Source organism: Nonomuraea sp. NPDC003754 (assembly GCF_053605785.1).
The window spans coordinates 1-21,069 of the sequence record NZ_JBSGJX010000054.1 but is presented as its reverse complement, the minus strand read 5'-3'; the positions used below and the strand labels follow the sequence as shown (position 1 = coordinate 21,069).

General features: G+C 71.1%; 21 protein-coding genes. 7 read left to right on the top strand and 14 right to left on the bottom strand.

Annotated features, from left to right (window positions below; genetic code table 11):
* Nucleotides 1-67: 67 nt before the first annotated feature.
* The 5 genes from ACWEVS_RS40675 to ACWEVS_RS40655 all read right to left on the bottom strand — a co-directional run bounded on the left by ACWEVS_RS40675 (nt 68) and on the right by ACWEVS_RS40655 (nt 5,793).
* On the bottom strand, nt 68-1,213 hold the full coding sequence (locus ACWEVS_RS40675) for a DegT/DnrJ/EryC1/StrS family aminotransferase (protein WP_452556147.1): 1,146 nt from the start codon (nt 1,211-1,213) through the stop codon (nt 68-70).
* Entirely contained in the window at nt 1,213-2,295 is a 1,083-nt protein-coding gene (locus ACWEVS_RS40670) for a GNAT family N-acetyltransferase (RefSeq protein ID WP_354922536.1), read from the bottom strand. The genes ACWEVS_RS40675 and ACWEVS_RS40670 overlap by 1 nt, the downstream gene beginning before the upstream one ends.
* 26 nt (nt 2,296-2,321) lie before the next feature.
* The gene (locus ACWEVS_RS40665) at nt 2,322-3,620 is read right to left on the bottom strand and encodes a lipopolysaccharide biosynthesis protein (protein WP_452556146.1); all 1,299 of its coding nucleotides are present in this window, start codon (nt 3,618-3,620) and stop codon (nt 2,322-2,324) included.
* A gap of 381 nt (nt 3,621-4,001) precedes the next feature.
* Entirely contained in the window at nt 4,002-5,237 is a 1,236-nt protein-coding gene (glgC, locus tag ACWEVS_RS40660; protein ID WP_449927720.1) for a glucose-1-phosphate adenylyltransferase, read from the bottom strand.
* 133 nt (nt 5,238-5,370) lie between these two features.
* On the bottom strand, nt 5,371-5,793 hold the full coding sequence (locus tag ACWEVS_RS40655) for a hypothetical protein (protein WP_449927722.1): 423 nt from the start codon (nt 5,791-5,793) through the stop codon (nt 5,371-5,373).
* A gap of 294 nt (nt 5,794-6,087) precedes the next feature.
* Here ACWEVS_RS40655 and glgA point away from each other — a divergent pair, with 294 nt between their 5' ends.
* Together glgA and pgeF are read left to right on the top strand one after the other, a co-directional pair.
* Complete coding sequence (gene glgA, locus ACWEVS_RS40650; protein ID WP_449927724.1) at nt 6,088-7,254, top strand: glycogen synthase; 1,167 nt, start codon at nt 6,088-6,090, stop codon at nt 7,252-7,254.
* Between the two features lie 253 nt (nt 7,255-7,507).
* The gene (gene pgeF / locus ACWEVS_RS40645) at nt 7,508-8,215 is read left to right on the top strand and encodes a peptidoglycan editing factor PgeF (protein ID WP_452419535.1); all 708 of its coding nucleotides are present in this window, start codon (nt 7,508-7,510) and stop codon (nt 8,213-8,215) included.
* On the opposite strand, the gene ACWEVS_RS40640 is transcribed toward pgeF, so the two are convergent.
* Entirely contained in the window at nt 8,194-8,574 is a 381-nt protein-coding gene (locus ACWEVS_RS40640; protein ID WP_354922518.1) for a PH domain-containing protein, read from the bottom strand. The genes pgeF and ACWEVS_RS40640 overlap by 22 nt on opposite strands.
* Nucleotides 8,575-8,642: 68 nt before the next feature.
* On the opposite strand from ACWEVS_RS40640, the gene ACWEVS_RS40635 reads away from it, so the two are divergent.
* Nucleotides 8,643-9,218: a hypothetical protein gene (locus ACWEVS_RS40635; RefSeq protein WP_452556144.1), complete on the top strand. Its 576-nt coding sequence runs from the start codon at nt 8,643-8,645 to the stop codon at nt 9,216-9,218.
* Nucleotides 9,128-10,120, top strand: a complete 993-nt coding sequence (locus tag ACWEVS_RS40630) for an Nramp family divalent metal transporter (protein ID WP_452556142.1) — start codon at nt 9,128-9,130, stop codon at nt 10,118-10,120. Before ACWEVS_RS40635 ends, ACWEVS_RS40630 begins: the two co-directional genes overlap by 91 nt.
* Before the next feature lie 183 nt (nt 10,121-10,303).
* Here the strand turns inward: ACWEVS_RS40630 and ACWEVS_RS40625 are convergent, their stop codons facing one another.
* On the bottom strand, nt 10,304-10,708 hold the full coding sequence (locus tag ACWEVS_RS40625; RefSeq protein ID WP_354922510.1) for a nitroreductase family deazaflavin-dependent oxidoreductase: 405 nt from the start codon (nt 10,706-10,708) through the stop codon (nt 10,304-10,306).
* Nucleotides 10,709-10,932: 224 nt separating this feature from the next.
* On the opposite strand from ACWEVS_RS40625, the gene ACWEVS_RS40620 reads away from it, so the two are divergent.
* Nucleotides 10,933-12,123, top strand: coding sequence for an MFS transporter (locus tag ACWEVS_RS40620; RefSeq protein WP_452556140.1), 1,191 nt, complete (start codon nt 10,933-10,935; stop codon nt 12,121-12,123).
* 162 nt (nt 12,124-12,285) lie between these two features.
* Here ACWEVS_RS40620 and ACWEVS_RS40615 read toward each other — a convergent pair whose 3' ends face one another.
* The 6 genes from ACWEVS_RS40615 to ACWEVS_RS40590 all read right to left on the bottom strand — a co-directional run bounded on the left by ACWEVS_RS40615 (nt 12,286) and on the right by ACWEVS_RS40590 (nt 18,272).
* Nucleotides 12,286-13,086: a glycosyltransferase family 2 protein gene (locus tag ACWEVS_RS40615; RefSeq protein ID WP_449927733.1), complete on the bottom strand. Its 801-nt coding sequence runs from the start codon at nt 13,084-13,086 to the stop codon at nt 12,286-12,288.
* A 548-nt stretch (nt 13,087-13,634) separates the two neighbouring features.
* Nucleotides 13,635-14,084 (bottom strand): hypothetical protein, encoded by a 450-nt coding sequence (locus tag ACWEVS_RS40610; RefSeq protein WP_449927735.1) that lies wholly within the window; start codon nt 14,082-14,084, stop codon nt 13,635-13,637.
* 486 nt (nt 14,085-14,570) lie between these two features.
* Nucleotides 14,571-14,876 (bottom strand): hypothetical protein, encoded by a 306-nt coding sequence (locus ACWEVS_RS40605; RefSeq protein ID WP_452556138.1) that lies wholly within the window; start codon nt 14,874-14,876, stop codon nt 14,571-14,573.
* A gap of 871 nt (nt 14,877-15,747) precedes the next feature.
* Nucleotides 15,748-16,977: an MFS transporter gene (locus ACWEVS_RS40600; RefSeq protein WP_449930948.1), complete on the bottom strand. Its 1,230-nt coding sequence runs from the start codon at nt 16,975-16,977 to the stop codon at nt 15,748-15,750.
* A gap of 354 nt (nt 16,978-17,331) precedes the next feature.
* The gene (locus ACWEVS_RS40595; RefSeq protein ID WP_449930946.1) at nt 17,332-17,637 is read right to left on the bottom strand and encodes a hypothetical protein; all 306 of its coding nucleotides are present in this window, start codon (nt 17,635-17,637) and stop codon (nt 17,332-17,334) included.
* Between the two features lie 221 nt (nt 17,638-17,858).
* Nucleotides 17,859-18,272: a DUF6223 family protein gene (locus tag ACWEVS_RS40590; RefSeq protein ID WP_452556136.1), complete on the bottom strand. Its 414-nt coding sequence runs from the start codon at nt 18,270-18,272 to the stop codon at nt 17,859-17,861.
* A gap of 217 nt (nt 18,273-18,489) precedes the next feature.
* On the opposite strand from ACWEVS_RS40590, the gene ACWEVS_RS40585 reads away from it, so the two are divergent.
* Both ACWEVS_RS40585 and ACWEVS_RS40580 read left to right on the top strand, forming a co-directional pair.
* A complete protein-coding gene (locus tag ACWEVS_RS40585) occupies nt 18,490-19,605 on the top strand; it encodes a sensor histidine kinase (RefSeq protein WP_452419798.1) in 1,116 nt (371 codons plus the stop codon).
* Nucleotides 19,602-20,264, top strand: a complete 663-nt coding sequence (locus ACWEVS_RS40580) for a response regulator (protein ID WP_452419799.1) — start codon at nt 19,602-19,604, stop codon at nt 20,262-20,264. Before ACWEVS_RS40585 ends, ACWEVS_RS40580 begins: the two co-directional genes overlap by 4 nt.
* Before the next feature lie 83 nt (nt 20,265-20,347).
* Here the strand turns inward: ACWEVS_RS40580 and ACWEVS_RS40575 are convergent, their stop codons facing one another.
* Nucleotides 20,348-20,644, bottom strand: a complete 297-nt coding sequence (locus ACWEVS_RS40575) for a sterol carrier protein domain-containing protein (protein WP_452556134.1) — start codon at nt 20,642-20,644, stop codon at nt 20,348-20,350.
* Nucleotides 20,645-21,069: the final 425 nt, after the last annotated feature.

Genomic DNA, 21,069 nt, shown 5'->3' with positions numbered 1-21,069 from the left:
GGCGCCCCCCGGATGGATGTGAACGCCATTCGCCCCGGGCATGGACCCACGCCAGCCACGCCCGGGGTCACATGGGCGGCGGTACGGCGGGCCGGACCTCCAGCTCGGCCAGCAGCCCCGCGATCCGACGCGCGCGCAGCGGGTCGACGGGCAGCACATGGCTCGTCCACCAGCGCGCGGCCTCCGGGTTCGGCCCGGCCGGCACCAGGTCGAGATAGTCGTGGAGCGGCGGGTCGTAGATGAACCCGGGCACCACGCCCCGCTGTTCGAGCCGGGCGACGACGGTGTCCCTGTCCTCGACCACGAGCGGGACCCGCAGCAGCGGCTGGGGCTCGGCGTGGCGCACCCCCTCGGCGGCCCAGGGCGTGTCGCGCAGCAGCCGGACGCCCGCCAGGCGCGCCTCCCGCTCGCGGTCGATCACCCGGAACCTGGAGTCCTGGTAGCGGCGCACGAGCGGACCGTGGCGCATCCGCCAGTCCGCCTGGTCGATCGACAGCCAGTAGTCGAGGGCGGACAGCAGCGCGGCGTCGGCAGCCGGGCCCGTCCCGCGCGCGGCCAGCGCCGCCCGTAGCTCCGGCTCCCTGGACGGCAGGCGGTGCCCCGTCCAGGTCATCAGGCCCAGGCGCTTGAGCGCGTGCCAGATCGGGCGCACCAGCCCGGTGCGGTAGATCGTCTCCCTGATCACCGGCCGCAGGACGGCGGCCAGCTGGCGTCCCGGCACGAGCAGGTCGTCCCTCGCCTGCGCCAGCGTCCGCAGGTCCGCCGGATCGGCGCAGGTCAGATAGGCGCCGGACATCGCGCGGCCGTGCTTGGCCAGGCTGTAGACGCCCGCCGCCCCGAACGTGCCGGCCAGCCGCCCGTCGACCGTGGTCAGCATGGCGTGGGCGGCGTCGTCGATGATCGTGACGCCGTGGCGCGCGCAGGCCTGTCGCAGTTCGGCGATCCGGTCGGGCTGGCCGTACAGGTGGGTGGTGAGCACGCCCGACACGCCCGTCCAGTCGACGGCGGGCACGTCGATGTTGCCGTCGCGCCAGGAGACCGGCGCCAGCACCGGCGTCAGGCCGGCCGCCAGCACCATGAACAGCACGATCTCGCAGTTGGTGGGCGCGAGCAGCACCGTGTCGCCGGGCTTGAACCAGTGGCGCAGCGCCAGGTAGAGGGCGAACCGGCCCGACGGCACGTGGATGCAGTCCTGGCCGGCCCTGTCGCGCATCACCGGCGCCTGCCGTACGCGCGCAGCACCTTGTCGACGGCGCCGTAGATCCGGGGGGACTCCAGGATCAGCCGGCGCACCCGGCGGACGGGCTCGTGGCGCATGCGGTGCAGCGCGGCGCCCATCGTGCGGCGGCGCACCACCCCCTCGCCCACGGGGGCGCCCGTGCTGCGCAGCGCGTCCTTGTACTCGGAGTTGGTGCCGATGCCCAGGTCGAGGGAGCGAATGCCGATCTCGGCGGCGGCCTCAGCCATGTGCAGGTGCTGGATGAGGCCGGGGGAGTACTTGGCGAACTCGGGATCGTAGGCCGGGAACCAGCCGATGAGCACCGTGTCGGAGCGCAGCCCGAAATGCCCGGCGACCGGACGGCCGTCGACGTACATCATCGACAGCGGGCCGGCGAAGGTGGGCGAGTCGATGGCGTGCAGCCGCTCGGCCAGCTCCACCACCCAGGACTGCCCGAACCTGTCGGCGCGCCCCATGCGCCGGTACTGCGCCGACTTCCACTCGCGCAGCACGCGGAAGTCGTCGGCGCCGCGCGCGGCGAAGTCGAACGTGACCTCCCCGAAGTCCCTGCCGAGCTTGCGCTCCTTGTACAGGGTGCTCTTGTAGAACTTCGACGAGCGCTTGGCCAGCCCGGCCGCGTAGGCGGCGTAGCCGTCCGACAGGTCGAGCACGACGCTCTGCTGCGAGAGGGTCTCGTAGGGGTGGAACCACGGCTGGCGCTCCACCAGGCAGCCGAACTCCCAGACGTGCAGGCCCAGCCCCTTCAGCAGCGTGTCGGCGGCGAAGTCGGCGCCGGGCCGGTGGATGACGCCCTGGCACAGCGACACCCACGAGCCGATCGCGGCGCCCACGCCGCCCGCGCCGACCTCGAACGGCAGGAATCCGGCGATGCCCTCGCCGTCGCTGATGACGCCGACCCGCGCCGCCTTGCTCACCTCACCCATCGCGATCGTGAACTCGGGGCTCAGGAAGGGGTTGGCCAGATGCGGTTGGGCCGCCTGCATCCCACGCCAGGCGGTCAGTTCGCTCTCACCGAGCTCAGCCGGGCGGATGACCGAGAAGGTAGAGCGTTTCATATCAAGCTGGAACATACCCATCCTTGTTAGGAAACTGCGGCAACTCTGCGCAGATGCGGCACCACCGCCAGCGCGACGACGGCATTGGCGGCGAGCACCGCATAACCAACGCCGGTGATCCCCGCGACGGGGAAGAGGACGCCGATCAGGCCCAGCATCAGCCCCGCGAGCCCGATCTGCACGATCGCCAGCCGTCTGGCCTGGCTCATGGCCCTGAGCGTGCTGAGGTGGATCTCGATCAGCATGCCCGGCAGCACCGACAGCGCCATCAGCCGCAGCAGCGGCGCGGCGGCCTCGGCCATCTCGGCGCTGAAGACCGACAGGATCAGCGGCGCGCCCAGCGCCGCGATCGCCACGATCGGCACGATGATCACCACGGTACGGCGCAGCGCGTTGCGGACGCTGCGGGCCAGCTCCTCGGCCTTGAACGCGCCCTCGACGGTGAGCGAGACCGCCATGTTGGCGGCCAGCAGGCCGATCATGCAGCCCAGCGTGTGGGTGACCGAGAAGTAGCCGAACACCGTGGCGTTGTTGAGCCAGGCGGCCACCAGGACCGGAACCAGGTAGAGGGTCAGCAGCAGCGACAGCGCGCCGGGGAAGTCTCCGGCCAGGAACCTGCCGATCTCGCGGAGCCGGGGCGGGTCGCCGGCGTTCTCCCTGACGTGGCGGGGGATGGCGTACCTGAAGATGAACCAGTTGATCGGGATCAGCGCCATCGCGGTCGGGATGATCCACGACAGGAAGATGCCGCCGAACAGGCCGCCCTCGGGCAGGGCGAAGGCCAGACCGGCCAGCATCGCCATCTTCACCAGCCCGAAGGCCAGGCTGTTGGCCGGCACCCAGATCGCCTTGCGCAGGCCCGCCAGCGTCACGTCCTGGAGCGTGAAGATCGTCCAGACCAGCACGGAGGCCAGGAAGAACAGCCCGGGACCGAGCCCGCCGAGGCTCGCGTAGGCCGGGCCCCACAGCGGGAGCGTCAGCAGGAAGCCCAGCGCCGCCACCACACCCGTCGCGCCCGCCACGGCGTAGCCGCGCTGCACGAACTCCGAGGTGCGGCGGCCCGCCACGGGGATGAACCGCGCCATCGCCCCCACGAACGCCAGTCCGGTCAGCGAGGAGAACAGGCGCATCGCGCTGATCATCGTCTGCCCCTCGCCGAAGGCGGCGGGCGAGTAGAGTTTCGTGGCCAGGAACCAGTAGCCGAGCCCGAGCACGGCGGTGATCCCGGTGTTGATCATGAGCGCGTAGGCCTGGAGGAACAGGGGGTTCCGCAGATCCCGGCGCAGCCGGTCGGCAAGAGTGGGTGTGGCGCCTGGGGTTGGCATGGCGTCATCGTCGGCCTTGCCGCTTGCGGCGGTCTTTCCGGAAACTTTCAACCGGTCGTCCGCGTCAGGTGCCTCACTTGTCACACTGACCATGATGTCCGATGGCCGGAGTGACCCGGCACGTCTTGCGCCACTCGTTATGCGGGCCGGCCCGTCTCGGCGGCCATCGGCGGACCCTCAGCGACCCTCCTCAGTGACCCTCGGCGGCCCTCAGTAGCCCTCGGCGGCATCGGCGGGCCCTCTAGCGCGGCCCTCGGCGGCCTTCGCGCGCGGGAGACCGGCGCCGAAGCGTGGCGCACCACCGTCCACCGCGTCCGGCGGCCTTCGCGCGGGAGAGACCACCGGGCCGTCCCCCATGCGGGCGACCTTCTCGCGCTCCGGCTAGCGATCCACGATCTCGTTCTTGCCGATCACCACGACGCCGCCCCTGGTGACGGCGAAGCGGGTGCGGTCGTAGTCGAGGTCGAAGCCGATCCTGGCGCCGTCGGGGATGACGACGTTCTTGTCGATGATCGCCTTGCGGACGATGGCGCCCCTGCCGACCTTGACGTTGTCCATCAGCACCGAGTCCTCCACGCGGGAGTGCGAGTGCAGGACCACGCGCGGCGACAGGATCGAGCGCTGCGCGGCGCCGCCCGAGATGATCACCCCGGGGGAGACCAGCGAGTCGATGGCGCGGCCCACCCGGTCGCCCTCGTTGTGGACGAACTTGGCGGGCGGCAGCGGATCGTGCCCGGTGAAGATCGGCCACCGGTCGTTGTACAGGTTGAAGACCGGGTGCGCGGAGATCAGGTCCATGTGCGCCTCGTAGTAGGCGTCGAGCGTCCCCACGTCACGCCAGTAGCCCCGGTCGCGCTCGGTCGAGCCGGGCACGAGGTTGTTGGCGAAGTCGTAGACGTCGGCGCCACCCGACTTGACCATCATCGGGATGATGTTGCCGCCCAGGTCGTGCTTGCTGGTCGGGTCGAGCGCGTCCTCGCGCAGCGCGTCGATCATGGCCTGCGTCTTGAAGACGTAGTTGCCCATCGAGGCGTAGATCTCGTGCGGGTAGTCGGGCAGGCCCACCGCGTCCTTCGGCTTCTCCCTGAACGCGACGATCCTGCGGCCGGACGGATCGGTCTCGATGACGCCGAACTGGTCGGCCAGCGACAGCGGCTGCCTGATCGCCGCCACCGTCACGTCGGCGCCCGAGTCGACGTGCTGGGCCACCATCTGCCGCGGGTCCATCCGGTAGATGTGGTCGGCGCCGAACACGATCACGTGCTCGGGCATCTCGTCGTAGATCAGGTTGAGGTTCTGGAACAGCGCGTCGGCCGAGCCGGAGAACCAGCGCGGACCCAGCCGCTGCTGCGCGGGGACGGGCGTGACGTAGTTGCCCAGCATGGCCGACAGGCGCCAGGTCCGCGAGACGTGGCGGTCGAGGCTGTGGTTCTTGTACTGCGTCAGGACCACGATCTGGAGGTAGTGGCCGTTGGCGAGGTTCGACAGCACGAAGTCGATCAGCCGGTAGATCCCGCCGAACGGCACCGCGGGTTTGGCGCGGTCCGCTGTCAGCGGCATCAACCGCTTGCCTTCTCCACCGGCGAGAACGACTGCGAGAACCCTGGGCGACGTCATGGCTGGACGCTACCCCGAAACGGGCAGTCCACGCAGGTCCACATGCCTGTCATCCGGGCGGCGAGTCGCGGACCGCCATGATCGCGACCATGGGGACACGTTCGCCGCCCTGGAAGGCCCCGCGGAGCCGTCGCTACGACGGCCGCGGGCTGGTCGGTGGGCTGACGGGCGGGCTGATGGGTGGCCTCGGCGTGGGCGTCAGCTTCGGCGTCATCGGACGCTCGCAGGTGGTGAAGCCCTTGGAGTAGCCGTGCCGGTAGCCCTGGTCGTACCACTTCACCCCGGTGGGATCGATGTGGAAGGGCTTGCTCTGCTCGCAGTCCAGCCGTCCGCGGTAGATGCCCTTGTCGTAACCCTTCTTGTACAGCTGCTTCTGCCGGTCGGTCCGCGGCGGAGTCCGCGCGAGGATCCCGGCGCCCGGTGCCGGACCGGCCGCCGGGATCGCCGCGACCCCGGCGCTCGCGGCCGGGGCCGTGACCAGTTGCCCGGCCAGTTGCCCGGCCAGTTGCGCGGCCAGCGCCATTCCGATGAGGAGCGCACGTTGCCTTCCGTGCATTCTCGTCCTCCTTCCATTGCCGCCGCGGACATTTCGGAAAGGCCGCGGGATCCATGGTGCGGGACAATTCATTCGGCCGGCGCCGGCAGGTGGGTGACGTGCGAATTCGCTGGGGCAGGGGCACGGCGAGGAGCGGCGGGGCGGGAAAGCGGGAAGGTCCTTTTCCGGCTCCTCGACAGCATGGTGCACATGCCGGCGAAGGAAAGTACACCAAGAACATCTCATCAACGTTTTTACCCGGGTGTTTTACCGCGTCGCCGGGAGGGCGGCGTGCGTTAGGGTCGCAGTGTGCGCGTGGATCTGCTGAGTCGCGAATACCCGCCCGAGGTGTACGGCGGTGCCGGAGTGCATGTCGAATACCTCGCCAGGGAGCTTCGGCGCCTGGCCGACGTCCGGGTCCGGTGCTTCGGCGCCCCCAGGGACGAGCCGGGTGTCTCGGCCTACCGGGTGCCCGGTGGCCTGGAGACCGCCAACGCCGCCCTCCAGGTCCTCGGCGTCGACCTGGAGATGGCCGCCGCGTGCGAGGGCGCCGACCTGGTGCACAGCCACACCTGGTACGCCAACTTCGCCGGGCATGTGGCCAAGATGCTGTACGGCACGCCGCACGTCGTCACCACCCACAGCCTCGAGCCGCTCAGGCCGTGGAAGGCCGAGCAGCTGGGCGGCGGCTACACGCTGTCCTCGTGGGCCGAGCGCACCGCGCTCGCCTCGGCCGACGCGATCGTCGCGGTGTCGGAGGGCATGCGCCGCGACGTGCTGACCGCCTACCCCGAGATCGCCCCCGACCGGGTGACCGTGATCCACAACGGGATCGACACCGTCGAGTACGCGCCGGACCACGGGCTCGAGGTGCTGCGCAAGCACGGCATCGACCCGGGCCGGCCGTACGTCGTCTTCGTCGGCAGGATCACCCGGCAGAAGGGGCTGGTCCACCTGCTGCGCGCGGCCCGCGACCTCGACGCGGGGGCGCAGCTCGTGCTGTGCGCCGGCGCCCCCGACACCCCCGAGATCGCCGCCGAGGTGCGCGGCCTGGTCGAGGGGCTGGAGCGCGACGGGGTGTTCTGGATCTCCGAGATGCTGCCCAAGCCGGAGGTCATCCAGCTGCTCACGCACGCGACGGTGTTCGTGTGCCCCTCGGTGTACGAGCCGATGGGGATCGTGAACCTGGAGGCGATGGCCTGCCGGACGGCCGTCGTCGCCACCGCGACCGGCGGCATCCCCGAGGTGGTGGCCGACGGCTCGACCGGGCTGCTGGTGCCCATCGAGCAGGGGGCCGACGGCACGCCGGACGATCCGGAGAAGTTCGCCGCCGACCTCGCCGAGCGGATCAACGCGCTGCTCGGCGACCCCGACCGGGCCAGGGAGATGGGCGCGGCCGGCCGGACGCGCGCGATCGAGCACTTCTCGTGGGAGCGCATCGCCGAGCGCACCATGGACCTCTACCGCTCACTGACAAGCTGACCGTCGGCTCCGCACCGCCCGTCGGCTTCGCACTGACCGCCGTATTCGCGCCACTCGCCGGATTCGCGCCACTCGCTGGCTCCGCGCCACTCGCCGGCTCCGCACCGCCCGCCGGTTTCGCACCGCCCGCCGGGGGCCGCCCACCGGGGGCGGTCGGCGGGTGCGCCAGGGCCGGGCCTTCCGGGGTTCTGGGCGGCGGCCGTGGCGATGCGGCTGGCGTAGGCTGCAGGAGCCGACGATCGAAGGGGAGCCCGTGCTGCTGGCCGAGGGAGTGCACGCTGTCGTCACCGACCGGAAGGGAGGCGCCAGCGCGCCGCCGTACGACGGCAGGAACCTCGGCGGCGCGGTCGGCGACGATCCCGGCAGCGTGCTGGCCAACCGCCGCGACACCGCCGCGGAGCTGGGGCTCGACCCGGACAGGGTGGTCTACATGCGCCAGGTCCACAGCGCCGAGGTGGCCTACGTGAGCGAGCCGTTCGGCGCCGAGCCGCCCGCGCTCGACGCGGTCTTCACCGACCTGCCGGGCGTCGGCCTGGCCGTGCTGGTGGCCGACTGCGTGCCCGTGGTCGTGGCCGATCCGGTCGCGCGTCTGGTCGGCGTGGCACACTCCGGGCGCGAGGGCACGTTCAAGGGCGTGGTCCCGGCGCTGGTCGAGGCCATGGCGGGGCACGGGGCGCAGCCGGGCAGGATGGTCGCGCTGGCCGGGCCGTCCGCCTGCGGCCGGTGCTACGAGGTCTCGCCCGAGCTGAGCGAGTCCGCGCCGCCCGAGATGCGCTCCACCACCCGGCTCGGCACGCCCGCGCTCGACGTCCGCGCGGGAGTGGCCGCCCAGCTGCGGGCCGCGGGCGTCCAGGACGTACGGCACGACGAGCGCTGCACGATCGAGTCGCCCGAGCTGTTCTCCTACCGCCGCGACCGCGTGACCGGCCGCTTCGCCGCCTACGCCTGGCTGGCGCCCTGACCGGAGATGTAGTGCATGATCACGTTGTGCACGTGCTGGGCCTTGTTCTCCCCGCGGAACTCCACCTCGTAGGTGTGCGTGCCGACGTGGATGGCGATCGCCCCCGAGGAGAAGAACGACCCGGCGAACGACTTGTTGCTCACGACGCTGACGGCGGAGACCCGTGAGTAGGGGATGCTGGTGATCGCGAGCCGCTTGCCGACGAACGACTTGTCCTGCACGATCACGCGCCGGTCGGTGAGACCGAGGAATCCCGTTCCGGTGCCGATGGCGTCGTAGACGGCGATGATCTGCTCCCCGGGCAGCAGTCCGCTCTGGACCTGCTGGAGCTGTTCCCGGCGGTCGTAAGTGACGTCCATACCCCCAGCATGCGGCTTGCCCCGGGCTTTGTCGCAGATCACTCTGGAAGTGAGAGGGGGGTGAGGACATGTCCCAAGCTCTCGGAGTCAGCCGCCCTGATCTCGCCGTCACCGACCTGCCCCAGCCGGAGGAGGTCTTCGGTGTCCGGCACATCGGGGTCAAGGAATTGTTCATGTACGCGGTGGGCCCGAGCCTGATCGCTCTGGGCATCTCCATCGGCAGCGGCGAATGGCTGCTCGGACCGCAGGCCGTGGGTCAGTACGGTTTCGTCGGCGTCGGCTGGGTCATCACCGTCTCCGCAGTCCTGCAGACCTTCTACAACGTCGAGTGCGCGCGCTACGTGATGGCGACGGGAGAGGCCCCCGTCGTCGGATGGGGCAGGGTCCCGCCCGGCTACAGGCTCTGGGTGCCCCTGTCTGTCTTCGTGGTCATCTTCGCCTTCATCGCGGGTGGCTGGGCCGCTTCGGCGGGCCAGGGCGTCTACGCGCTGGTCCACGGGACGGTCCCCCCGGCCGGGGCCGAGAGCCCAGACTGTGGGCCATCGCCCTGCTGGTGCTGGTCTTCCTCATCACCGCCGCCGCGCGCCGCATCAGCAGGGCGCTGGAGCTGGCCAACTGGGGGATGGTCGGCGCGATCCTCGTGACGCTCCTGCTCATCGACCTGTTCGTGGTTCCCTTCGCGCAGTGGTGGGAGGCCATCCGCGGCTTCGTGACACCCGCCGCCCCGCCTTCCGGCATCACCGCCACCCAACTCGGCGCCCTGGCCGGCTTCACCGCCCTAGCCTCCGGCCTGAACTGGTACGTCATGGGCCACTACCGCGACAAGGGCTACGGCATGGGCTTCCGCACCGGCTTCATCGCGGGCCTGCGCGGCGGCCGCAACGAACTGCTCGAGACCGGCGTGACCTTCCCCGACAACGTGGAGAACGCCGCCACCTGGAAGCGGTGGTACCGGCTGCTGATGGTCGACATGTGGGGCGTCTTCTTCATCGGCGCGATGCTGGGCATGCTGCTGCCCACGATCCTGATGGCCCGCGCCGTCCAGCTGTCCGGCCAGCGGCCGACCACGGCCAATGTGCCGACGTTCGTGGCCAGCGTCCTCTACGAGGACTACGGCAGGCCGATGTTCGTCATCGTGCTGATCATCGGCGTGCTGATCCTCTTCTCCACCCAGCTCGGCATCTTCGAGGCGATGGTCCGCGTCACCACCGACGCCGCGCACGCCACCAGCCCGCGCCTGCGCGGCCTCATCGAGGGCGATCCCAGGCGCTTCTACTACCCGTTCATGGGCGCGCTGCTGGTGGTCATCGCGATCGTGCTGCACCTTGCGGTGCCCGTCGAACTGGTGCAGTGGTCGGCCAACATGTCCAACCTGGGCGCGCTGATCTACCCGTTCATGCTGATGTACCTCAACAGCAGGCTGCCGCGCCCGGCGCGGCTGCACTGGTGGCACTACGTGGTGCTGGTGCTGAACTTCCTGTTCTTCGGGTTCTTCTTCGTCAACTTCGTCGCCGACTTCCTCGGAGAGCCACTGGTGACGTTCTGAGATGATCATGGGGGCAGCGCGCTGCCGCGCGCCAGGCACGTGCGACGCCGAAGGCGGGGCGGCCTGTCTGTAGAGCAGCAAGGAGAGCATCGTGCCCTGCTACGAGAAGCACGGGTTCCAGGTCACCCGGGAGATCCGTCTGCCGGGACGGTCCCACCGTCTGGGCGGTGCTCAGGAGACCCGTCAGCTGATCGGCTCCAGGACCACCACGGGGATCGGGCGGTCGGTCTTGGTCTGGTACTCGTCGTAGTCGGGCCAGGCCCTGGTCATCAGCCCCCACATCTCGGGCTTCTCGCCGGGCTCGGCCGTACGGGCGCGGGCTCTGAACCTCCTGTCCTTCACCTGCACCTCGACCGCCGGATCGGCCTGCAGGTTGAGGTACCACTCGGGATGGCGCGGGTCGCCCCCCTTGGAGGCGACGACCAGGAACTTGTCGTCGTACGGCTGGTAGATCAGCGGAGTGGTGTGCTTCCTGCCGGACCTACGGCCGGTCGTCGTCAGGAGCAGCGTCGTCGTGCCGTTCCAGTCGTGACCCTCGGCGCCGTCGGTCTCCTGATAGCGCTGGACGTGTTCCTTACCGTAGAGCATGTGGCCCTCCTACCCGAGAATCGGTAATGACACAGCCACGGTTGCGGACGTTCCCTCCCGACCCCAGGTCGGAAATGTCGCCCACATCTGATCCGCTCTGGCTAGAATCCGACCATGACCTGGCGACATTGATCCAGCACCAGAGGTCACGGGGCGCGTGAGCGCGGACCCCCGGGCACGGCAGCACGCCCGACGTCCGCACCGCCCCCGACAGGAAAGACCTCATGCTGCCAAAGCTCTACGTTTACTCGTTCCTCGGTGACTTCGTCCTGTTCTACCCGGTCTACACGCTGCTGTTCACCGACACCGGGTTGACCGTCCCCGAGATCACCTCCCTGCTGGTCATCTGGGTGCTGGCCGCGCTGGTGCTCGAGGTGCCCTCCGGTGCGCTGGCCGACACGCTGTCCCGCAAGGCGCTGCTGATCGCCGGCCCGCTGCTGGGCGCGGCCGGCTTCGCGCTGTGGACGGCCGTGCCCTCCTACTGGGCCTTCGCCGCCGGCTTCGTGCTGTGGGGCGCCCGCGAGGCCCTGGAGTCGGGCGCGTTCGAGGCGCTCGTCCACGACAACCTCGCCCACACCGGTACGGCCGAGCGCTATGCCGAGGTCACCGGCCGCGCCCGGTCCATCAGCCTGGTGGCCACGGCGCTCGCCACCGCCGCCGCCAGTCCTCTCTTCGCGGTCGCCGGCTACCAGGGCGTGGGAGTGGCCACCGTCCTGGCCTGCCTGCTGTGCGCCGCCATCGCCGCCACCCTGCCCGAACACCGCGCCGAGCCGGAGGACGACGACCCGACCGGCTACCTCGACACCCTCAAGGAAGGACTGGCCGAGGCGCGCCGCTCCCCCCGGGTGCGGCACGCGCTGCTGCTGGTTCCCGCGGTCACGGCCGTGTGGGGCGAGCTGGAGGAGTACGTGCCGCTGCTGGCCCAGGAGAGCGGCGCGACGGCGCAGACCGTTCCGCTGATGGTGCTGCTGGTGTGGCTCGGCGCCACCTCGGGCGGCCTGCTCGCCAAGCGGGCCGCCGGTCTGCGCTCACGCGGCCTGGCCGCCCTCCTCGCCACCGGCGCCGTCGCCCTGGCCGCGGGTGCGGCGTCCGGGCATCTCGCGGGATTCGTCGCCATCGCCGTCGCCTTCGCGATGTTCCAGCTCGGCGACGTGCTGGCCGACGCCAGGCTGCAACGGCGCATCACCGGGCCCAGCCGGGCCACCGTCACCTCGCTGGCGGGCCTGCTGACCGACATCTGCGTCATCGCGGCCCTCGGCCTGTACGCCGCGGCGTCCCTCGTCCTGCCCCACAGCGGGATCTTCGTGCTGTTCAGCGTGCCGTACCTGGTGGCCGCCTGGGTGCTGTCGCGAAGGACGGGCCGGCCGCGACCCGTGGGGGAGAGGCATCAGGAAAGCAGAGAGGACATCAGCTGAGCACGCCACGCCTCGGCTTCACCCTCCCCGCCTTCGACCCCCACGCGGGCCCCGACGCCCTCGCCACCGGGCCGGGCTCAGCCAGGCACGGCCGCCCGCTGGTTCGAGGCCGCGAGGGTGCCCGCCGCGGGGCGGTGGGAGGGAGGGTTGGGCTGCGGGGCGCTATCGGGTGGACGGCATCGGCCGGCGGACCGCGGCGAACAGCCGGGACAGCGTGGCCGACCGGCCGCCGTCGGCCGCCTGTGGCGCGATGGCCGCGACGCCTTCCTCCAGCCACGCCTCCCACGCCCCGCGCTCACCGCTGTCCAGACGGCCGTGGGCCATCGCCAGGTCGAGGATCGCCGTACCGATCTCGCGGGCCATCGACCCGCCCGTCGGACGGAACCGGCTCCCGATGACACCCAGATGCCGGACCTCCGCCCGCGCCCCCGCCAGCGCGAGCGTGATGTTGAGGAAGGACTCCACCCCGAAGTCCGGCGGAAGCGGATCGGTGAGCAGCGACCGGCGCACCGCCCGGTAGCCGGTCAGCGCGTTCGCCCCCATGAACCCCGTCTCGGGGAAGAACCTGTCGGTCAGCGGCTCGTAGATGGTGAAGGTGGAGCTCAGGATCGTGCCCGGGTGGTCGTACTCGTAGTCGCCCACCACGTGGCCCGCGGTGCTGGAGGCCGCCGCCGCGCGGAGTTCGGCGGCGATGTTGACCTCCGAGGAGACCAGGTCGGCGTCGAGGAAGCACACCCATTCGGCGCCGGCCACGTCGATCGCGGCGTTCATCGCGGCGCCCTTGCCCTTCGGCCCGCGCAGGACCTCCGCCCCCGCCGCGGCCGCGCGCTCGGCCGTGGCGTCGGTCGAGGCGCTGTCGACGACCAGGACCCGATCGCCCGGTCTCGCGGCGGCGCGGGCCTGGCCGACGATGGTGGCGACGGTGGCCTCTTCGTTGTGTGCGGGGATGACGAAGGTGAACAATGCCGTGTCTCCCGAGAGAGTGGTCGATCACCACCCTAACGACGCCCCCGCGTCCGGTTGAGGCAGCACCTCAGAAAGTCCTGCGGGAGGTGTGTGCACGGAACGCGAAGGGCGCCGGTTCAGGTGGGGGCGTGTGGTCCGGGCGAGCGGGGCCGGCCAGGTGTCGGCGGGCCAGGAGGGCCGCGGCCCGGGTGAGGGACGGCCCGGGTAAAGGACGAAGCGGGTGAGGGACGAAGCGGGTGCGGGCGACGGAACGGCCCGGCGCACGGCCTGCCGTACCACGAGAAACCCCGAACCGGACACGGACGGGGGCGACGCGGCACGGATGTGCGCACGGTCGGCCCACGGACGGGCGCATGGGCGGGCGCTACGGGACGGTGTGGCACGGACGGGCGCATGGGCGGGCGCGGCGGGCGGGGGCGATGATGACCCGGACGGGTGTGCGGTCACGTACGAGAGGCGACAGCAGGAGGACCCGGACGGGTGGATGCGGTCAGGTGTCAGGTGCGAGAGGCGACAGCAGGACGGCAGGAGGACAGGCAGGTCGGTCAGGTGTAGGGCTTGGCGACGGCGACCAGTGCGGGCAGGGCGTCAGACGTCTCGACGAACAGCGCCGGTGACGGGGTGCGCTCGCGCACGTCGGTCGCCCTGATGGCCATGACCGCCGGGGTCGCCGCTCCCACATCGCCGTAGCGGGCGTCGACGGCGGCGCTGATGGCTCTGCGCGCGTCGGCCACCACGTCTTTCGCCATGTGCTCGGGGCCTGAGGCGGCCAGGAAGCCGAGCAACGCCGCGAACCTCAGATCGCCCTGGGCGGCCTCGGCCGTGCCCGGCTGGTCGAGCCAGAACACCTTGCCCGCCAGGAACGCCGGATAGCTCGACCCGTCGCGATCAAGCGTGCGCGCGGCGCCGGTGAGCAGGTCACCGAACTCGGCCAGATCCGCCTCCGGCGGCAGATCGGTGGTGACCAGCAGCGGCACGATCAGCGAGTCGAGCATCTGTGAACATCCCTCCGTGAGGCCGCTCATGGTAGACGGCGTCACCGACAATTCGCGGCCCGAACCCGCTATGACGCAGCCCGCTGTCACATCGGCCCGGGTCGGGAGGACGTGAGAAGGAGTCCGTGACGGCCGGCGGACGGCGACGTGGACCCTCCTGGGGGCCGTGCCGGCGGCCGTCGTAGGGAGTCTCCGCGCGGCGCCGGGCAGGGGTCTCCGGCTTGGGCTGATCTTTACATCAAGACGCACCGGCGGATGAGCGGGCGATACCGGCATGCGCCATGGCACTCGACGGAACGGTCGGCCGGATGAGAGAAGGCCCGGCTCCTGTCACCTGGGTGGCCGGGACTGCTTCCCGCGCACACGCGAAGGCGGCCGGCGCTTGTGGTCGCGTCGGCCGCCTGTTTCGCGGTGTTTCTCATGTGTGGGTGTGGGTTGGTAACTGGCGGGGGGTGTGGGTGACATGGCGGGCCATGGTGGTGTGGCTCAGTTGTTGCCGACGTTGATGTTGCCGCTGTTGTTGTTGCCGCCGTTGCCGCCGGGCTGGTTGCCGCTGGCGCCGTTGGCGTTGCCGCCGTTGCCGTTGCCGATGTTGCCGCCGCGGTTGTCGATCTTGATGACCTTCTTGTTGACCTTCTTGACGAACTTGGGTGCGCAGGTGGTGGCTTCGGCGGTGTGGGCGACGGTGGTGGTGGGCTGGGCGGCGGCGTGCTGGGCCGACATGGTCACGGGGACGGCCAGGGCGGAGGCGGCGATGGTGGCGGCGGCGAAGGCCTTCTTGAAGTCGAGCATGAGGTTCTCCTTAGGTGGTGTGTTTCTGGGCTCCGGGGAGCTATGTGGATATTTGTACCGAGGAGTCCTTGCATGCCCCTTTCATGCAGTTAACGGATGGCATGCGAGATATCTGCATCGCCGTTCCTGTCGGGGATACCGGTGATGCCGGAAACGCTTGCCAGTCCTGGACAACGCCGACTCGGCTCCGTTCCGGCACGGATTCCCGGGGCGCGCGCAGGCTCTTTCCGCCGCGCTTTCATCCCGCTTCGCCGAATCGGAGGCAAGCAGCGTGGCCTGCGCCAGGCTTCAGAGGCGCATTCTCGCGCCCGCCGGCGCCCGTCGCGGCTCGGGCTCATCACGGGGGCGGCGATGCCGGCGGTGTGATCGGTTTCGTGGACCGTGCGGACCGGGGGCGATGGCGAGCCGACCCTCATCGCGCCAGGTCTGCGAGTGCCGTCAGCAAGGCCGCCGCCACGAACCACACGCGGCCGGGCCGATGAGAGGGCCGGCGTCGCGTGATCTCCGCGCGGCGGAAGGGCGGGAGGAGATCGGCAAGCATGGCCGTGCCGAAACCCGCTGGGCGGTCGGTACGGCGCCGCCGGCCGTTCCGCCTATCCCGGCGGTTCCGGCCATCCCGGCGGTTCCGGCCATCCCGGCCGGCGCGAGCTGCGGCGTGAGCGGCATGGTGGGCGCGGCCACCCGAAGCCGGTGACTCCGCCCTCGCCGTACGGCATGCCCTTCCCTTCAGCGGCCACCGCCGGCCCGTGGCCACGCGGCCACGCGGTCATGCCGTCACGCTCGGCCGGCATCGGGCGGGGGCCGGCGGTGGGCGGTCGGACGGGACCGCGCCACCGACGGGACCGAAGAACCAGACGAAAAAGCTGCCCGGTTACCGGGCGGCTTGGAGACTGCTTTCGGTCGCCGGCGCGACCCGGCGTCCGGCGAGGCGGGCGGCGGGCGGGACGAGCAGGCCGACGGCCGCCAGCGCGATCCCGAGAACGACCCAGCCACCTTGTCCCCACTCGATGCACAGCGCGGTGACCAGAGCCGGGCCGACGAATTCGGAGCCGCCCATGCCCATGCTGAACAATCCCTGGTACTGGCCGATCGCGTGGGGTGGGGCCAGCGCGAATGACAGCTCGAAGCCTCCTGCGGCATGCCAGAGCTCACCCACGGTGTGCACCACGACGCCGGCCAGCAGCATCGCGGCGGCCGCCCATGGCGGCATGCCGGCCGCGAGCGCGATCATCGTGCAGGAGATCAGGAACGTCGTCCCGGCCCGGCGCATGGCCCGGCCCGCCGCCGCCGGCGTGTCGACGCCTCTGGCGGTCCGTGCCTGGAACAGTCCGACGATGGCGGTGTTGACGAGCATCGTCGCGCTGATCAGCCAGTGCGGCGCGGACGTGGCGGCGACGATCCACAGCGGGACCGCGATGGTGAGCACCTTGAACTGCACGGCCATCAGCCCGTCCAGGACGGTCAGGGTCACGTAGGGGATGTCTCTCAGCGCGATCCATCGCGGCCCGTTGTGTGCCGGTACGGGAGGAGTGGGCGGGAGGAAGGCGACGATCGCCGCCGCGCAGAGGAAGGTCGCGGCCGCGGCGAGGATGAGCGCCACGTAAGCGGGGCGGGTGCCGACCTGGACGGCCCACCCCGCGGGGAGGGTTCCGATGGAGATGCCGATGTTGCTCACCGAGCGCAGCCGGCCGCGGAACTCCTGCGGGCGGTCCGGGCTGTGGTGGGCGATCAGCGGTCCCCGTGCGGCCAGGCCCGCGGTGGAGGCGCACGCGCTCGCGCAGGCCGCAGCGAGTAACCCCCAGAACTCGGTGGCCATGACGAACGCCGCCGTCGCCAGTCCTCCGCACAGCAGGGTGACGATGTAGAGGCCGCGGCCACCGATCCGGTCGGCCAGGTGGCCGCTGGGCGGACCGGCCGCCAGCGACAGCAGGCCCGCGACGCTGAGGGCGGCGCCGACCTGGTGGGCCGGTAGGTGGAGGGCCTGGGTGAAATACAGCACCCCGGCGGTCAGGTAGGCGCCCCTGCCCACGGCGTTGACGAACGTGGCCGCGACGAGGACGCGCTGCGGTCCGGTGGGCGGGATCCAGGAACGTGGTCTCATGCGCGTCGTCGGTGGCTGATCTGGGCGCAGGCGGACGTGCGGGCTTGAGGTCGTGCGAGCGTCGCGACGTCGTCCGCCTGCCGTACATCGGTGGGGTGTTTCACGGTGACCAGACTGATGTAATGGGCTTGTACGACTCAACCCTTACGGCCTGGCCCCGTGAACCTGGCCGGACGGCGTCCCGAGTCCACCGGCAAGCGCGCGGACGGCGTGTGGCGCTGGAGAGGCGGGCACGACCATGGGCGGTCGTCGCACACGACAAAGGCGGCCGACGCTCTTCGCGTCGACCGCCTCCGTGGTGGGGTGTCTAACTGCCGGCTGCTGCCCGCTGTGCGGTTGGGCATGATGGCGGGCTCAGTCGTTGCCGATGTTGATGTTGCCGCTGTTACCGCTGCCGCCGTTGCCGCCGGGCTGGTTGCCGCTGGCGCCGTTGGCGTTGCCGCCGTTGCCGTTGCCGATGTTGCCACCGCGGTTGTCGATCTTGATGACCTTCTTGTTGACCTTCTTGACGAACTTGGGCCCGCAGCCGGTGGCTTCGGCGGTATGGGCGACGGTGGTGGTGGGCTGGGCGGCGGCGTGCTGGGCCGACATGGTCACGGGGACGGCCAGGGCGGAGGCGGCGATGGTGGCGGCGGCGAAGGCCTTCTTGAAGTCGAGCATGAGGTTCTCCTTAGGTGGTGTGTTTCTGGGCTCCGGGGAGCTATGTGGATATTTGTACCGGGGAGTCCTTGCATGCCCCTTTCATGGAGTTAACGGATGGCATGCGAGATATCTGCATCGCCGTTCCTGTCGGGGATACCGGTGATGCCGGAAACTCTTGCCAGTCCTGGACGTCGCCGACTCGGATCCAGCGCTGCCAGCGGGGTCAGCCGGTCAGCCGGTCAGCCGGTGCGGCGGGAGCGGGCCAGAGCCAGCCCACCGAGCAGCACGCCGATCAGCCCCACCGCCAGGGCCACGAAGCCCCCGACTATTCCGTAGCCGGTGCCGGGACCACCTTCGGCGGCGGCCACAACCAGCCCGCCGATGGCCGCGCCGGCCACCCCCGCGGCCAGGGCCACGACGGCCCCTCTTCTTCCGTTGCCGGTGCCGACACGACCCGTGGAACGGGCCAGGGCCAGCCCGCCGATGACCACGCCGACCAGCCCCAGCAGCGCGGCCACCAAGGACCAGAGCCGCCCGGCGGTCAAGGCGTAGGCACTGACGTCGGCCGACTGGACCAACACGCGCGCGGCCGCCGGTGTGGCCGGCCCGAACCCGCCGAGCAAGGCCTCGGCAAGCAGGTGACGGACGGACATGAGGTACTCCTTCTTCTCCTACGAGGGACGTCGCCCGATCATGTCCGCCGGACCCGCCGCCGGTCGTCCGGCGGACGCGGGCACTTCGCGCTGCCGCCGATGCCGTAACAGGCTGCCGCGGACGCCGTAGGAGCGGCGGAGGTACCGCGTGTGCGGTAGACAGCTGATCATCCGTCCGCAGGAGTCGCCCGCGCGAACGTCCGGCTAGGGTGCACGCATGAGCAGCGGGCGGATCGGTGTCGGGGACTGGGCGACGGCGGCCGGCGTGGCGGCGATCCTGCTTGTCACCGGACTGTCCGGGCAGCACTCCGCCACGTACCGCGACCTGCTCGGCTACGCGCTGCTGACGGTCGGCGGCCTGGCGCTGGCCGTGCGCCGCCGGGCTCCGGTTCCCGTCCTGGCCGTCACCGGCGTGTGCGCGGTGGGTTACCAGGCGGCCGGTTTCGACGTGCCTGCCGTGGCGTACCTGTTCGCGGTGTACGCGGCCGTGCGGGCGGGACACCGCACCGTCACGGTGGCGGCGAGCGTGGCCATGCTGGCCGCTCTCCCCCTCGCGGCCCTGGCCTCGGGCCTGCACGACACGGGTGAGGCGTTCGCGCAGGCCCGAGGCGCCCTTGAGCTGGCCTGGCTGATCGCGGCCGGCGCCGCGGGTGAAGCGCTGCGGCAGGCCGAGCGGCGGGCGGAGGAAGCCGAACGCACCCGGGAGGAGACCGCGCGGCGCCGCGCCGACGAGGAGCGGCTGCACATCGCGCGGGAGCTGCACGATTCGCTCACCCACCAGATCTCGATCATCAAGGTGCAGGCGGAGGTCGCCGTCCACGTGGCCCGCAAGCGGGGCGAACAGGTGCCGGAGGCCCTGCTGGCGATCCAGGAGGCCGGACGTGAGGCGACCCGGGAGCTGCGCGCGACCCTGGAGGCGCTGCGCGACGACGACACGACCCCGCCGCGCGGGCTCGACCACGTCGCTGAACTGGTGGAACGGGCCCGGACGACCGGCCTGGACGCGACGCTGACGATCGAGGGACGACGACATGACGTGCCGGCCGCGGTGGACCGGACCGTCTACCGGATCGTCCAGGAGTCCCTCACCAACATCGCCCGGCACGCCGCCGCCGCGACGGCGACGGTCCGGATCGACTACCGTCCCGACACCCTCGCGATCCGCATAGACGACGACGGCAAGGCCACTCCTGGCAGCGCCCCGGTGCCCGGCGTCGGGCTGCTCGGGATGCGCGAACGCGTCACCGCCCTCGGCGGTCGCCTCCGGGCGGCACCGCGCGGGGAGGGCGGCTTCACCGTCCAAGCCGAACTTCCCGTGGACCGAACGTCATGATCCGTGTCCTGCTGGTCGACGACCAGCCGCTCATCCGCAGCGGATTCCGCGCGCTCCTCGACCTCGAAGACGACATCGAGGTGGTGGCCGAGGCCGCCGACGGGACGGAGGGCCTGGCTCTGGCCAGGGAACACCGGCCCGACGTCGCGCTCGTCGACATCAAGATGCCGGTCGTCGACGGCATCGAGGTGACCCGGCGCATCGCCGCGGACCCGGCGCTGGCCGGGGTGCACGTCGTCATCCTGACCAACTACGGCCTGGACGAACACGTCTTCAACGCGCTGCGCGCCGGCGCCGCCGGTTTCCTCGTCAAGGACATCGTGCCGGAAGACTTCCTGCACGCCGTACGCGTCGCCGCGCGTGGTGACGCCCTGCTCGCGCCGTCGATCACCCGCAGGCTGATCAACCGGTACGTCAGCCAGCCGCTCCACACCGGCACCGGCACGGGGCTGGAAGAGCTGACCAACCGCGAACGCGAGGCCGTCGCCCTGGTCGCGCAGGGCCTGTCCAACGACCAGATCGCCGACCGCATGGTGATCAGCTCACTGACCGCGAAAACCCACGTCAACCGGGCCATGGCCAAGCTCCGTGCCCGTGACCGTGCCCAGCTCGTGGTCCTCGCCTACGAATCCGGCCTGGTGGTCCCACGCAACTCCTGACATCCACGCTCCGGGCGCCGTCCTGACCGCGCCATGGGAGTCCAGCGAGCCCCGGGCGCGCGGGAAGGACGCGCGGCCGCCAGTCACATTCGAGGCGGCGGCGCCGTCAGAACTCGTCCATGGTGAAGGCCCGGCCGCTCGGTGGGCAGCGCGGCGTCCAGCGTGGCCGCCGCGCCCGGAGTGTGCTCGACGAGCAGACCTGCCCGGGCGAAGCGGGTGACCCGGGCGCCGCCGAGATAGCAGGCGGCGAGCTCGCGCACATCCATGGTGAGGTCGGCCGGGTCGGCGGTGGGCTCGTACGCGGTCGCCGTGTCCGGGGACGCCGTCAGCCGGAAGCGGCCGGCGTTGGCGGGCAGCGCCGCGTCCCGCACCTGCAGCACCAGGTCGAGCGGCGCGGCCCAGGCGCGAACCAGCAGGGACTGCCGTACGTCGGCGAGGCGCAGCCACAGGGCGGATGTCCAGCTCCAGCGGGTGCAGGGCGGCGGTGGCCGGATGGTCGATCTTCATGGCGCGAACCTGGCCCGCGCCCGTGCGGCCGTCATCCGAATTTTCGCCTGGGCGAGACCGCCGGCCGACGGCGAGGGCGGCAGCTGCTCACGAGCGGTCGCCGGACACAACGCGAAGGCGGCCGGCGCTTGTGGTCGCGTCGGCCGCCTGTTTCGCGGTGTCTCTAATGTGTGGGTGTGGGTTGGTAACTGGCGGTGGGTGTCGGTGACATGGCGGGCCATGGTGGTGTGGCTCAGTTGTTGCCGACGTTGATGTTGCCGCTGTTGTTGTTGCCGCCGTTGCCGCCGGGCTGGTTGCC

Coding starts and splice junctions, on each gene's coding strand:
- ACWEVS_RS40675 (WP_452556147.1), bottom strand. CDS start 1,213: ATGCGCGACAGGGCCGGCCAGGACTGCATCCACGTGCCGTCGGGCCGG.
- ACWEVS_RS40670 (WP_354922536.1), bottom strand. CDS start 2,295: ATGAAACGCTCTACCTTCTCGGTCATCCGCCCGGCTGAGCTCGGTGAG.
- ACWEVS_RS40665 (WP_452556146.1), bottom strand. CDS start 3,620: ATGCCAACCCCAGGCGCCACACCCACTCTTGCCGACCGGCTGCGCCGG.
- glgC (WP_449927720.1), bottom strand. CDS start 5,237: ATGACGTCGCCCAGGGTTCTCGCAGTCGTTCTCGCCGGTGGAGAAGGC.
- ACWEVS_RS40655 (WP_449927722.1), bottom strand. CDS start 5,793: ATGCACGGAAGGCAACGTGCGCTCCTCATCGGAATGGCGCTGGCCGCG.
- ACWEVS_RS40640 (WP_354922518.1), bottom strand. CDS start 8,574: ATGGACGTCACTTACGACCGCCGGGAACAGCTCCAGCAGGTCCAGAGC.
- ACWEVS_RS40635 (WP_452556144.1), top strand. CDS start 8,643: ATGTCCCAAGCTCTCGGAGTCAGCCGCCCTGATCTCGCCGTCACCGAC.
- ACWEVS_RS40625 (WP_354922510.1), bottom strand. CDS start 10,708: ATGCTCTACGGTAAGGAACACGTCCAGCGCTATCAGGAGACCGACGGC.
- ACWEVS_RS40620 (WP_452556140.1), top strand. CDS start 10,933: ATGCTGCCAAAGCTCTACGTTTACTCGTTCCTCGGTGACTTCGTCCTG.
- ACWEVS_RS40610 (WP_449927735.1), bottom strand. CDS start 14,084: ATGCTCGACTCGCTGATCGTGCCGCTGCTGGTCACCACCGATCTGCCG.
- ACWEVS_RS40605 (WP_452556138.1), bottom strand. CDS start 14,876: ATGCTCGACTTCAAGAAGGCCTTCGCCGCCGCCACCATCGCCGCCTCC.
- ACWEVS_RS40600 (WP_449930948.1), bottom strand. CDS start 16,977: ATGAGACCACGTTCCTGGATCCCGCCCACCGGACCGCAGCGCGTCCTC.
- ACWEVS_RS40595 (WP_449930946.1), bottom strand. CDS start 17,637: ATGCTCGACTTCAAGAAGGCCTTCGCCGCCGCCACCATCGCCGCCTCC.
- ACWEVS_RS40590 (WP_452556136.1), bottom strand. CDS start 18,272: ATGTCCGTCCGTCACCTGCTTGCCGAGGCCTTGCTCGGCGGGTTCGGG.
- ACWEVS_RS40585 (WP_452419798.1), top strand. CDS start 18,490: ATGAGCAGCGGGCGGATCGGTGTCGGGGACTGGGCGACGGCGGCCGGC.
- ACWEVS_RS40580 (WP_452419799.1), top strand. CDS start 19,602: ATGATCCGTGTCCTGCTGGTCGACGACCAGCCGCTCATCCGCAGCGGA.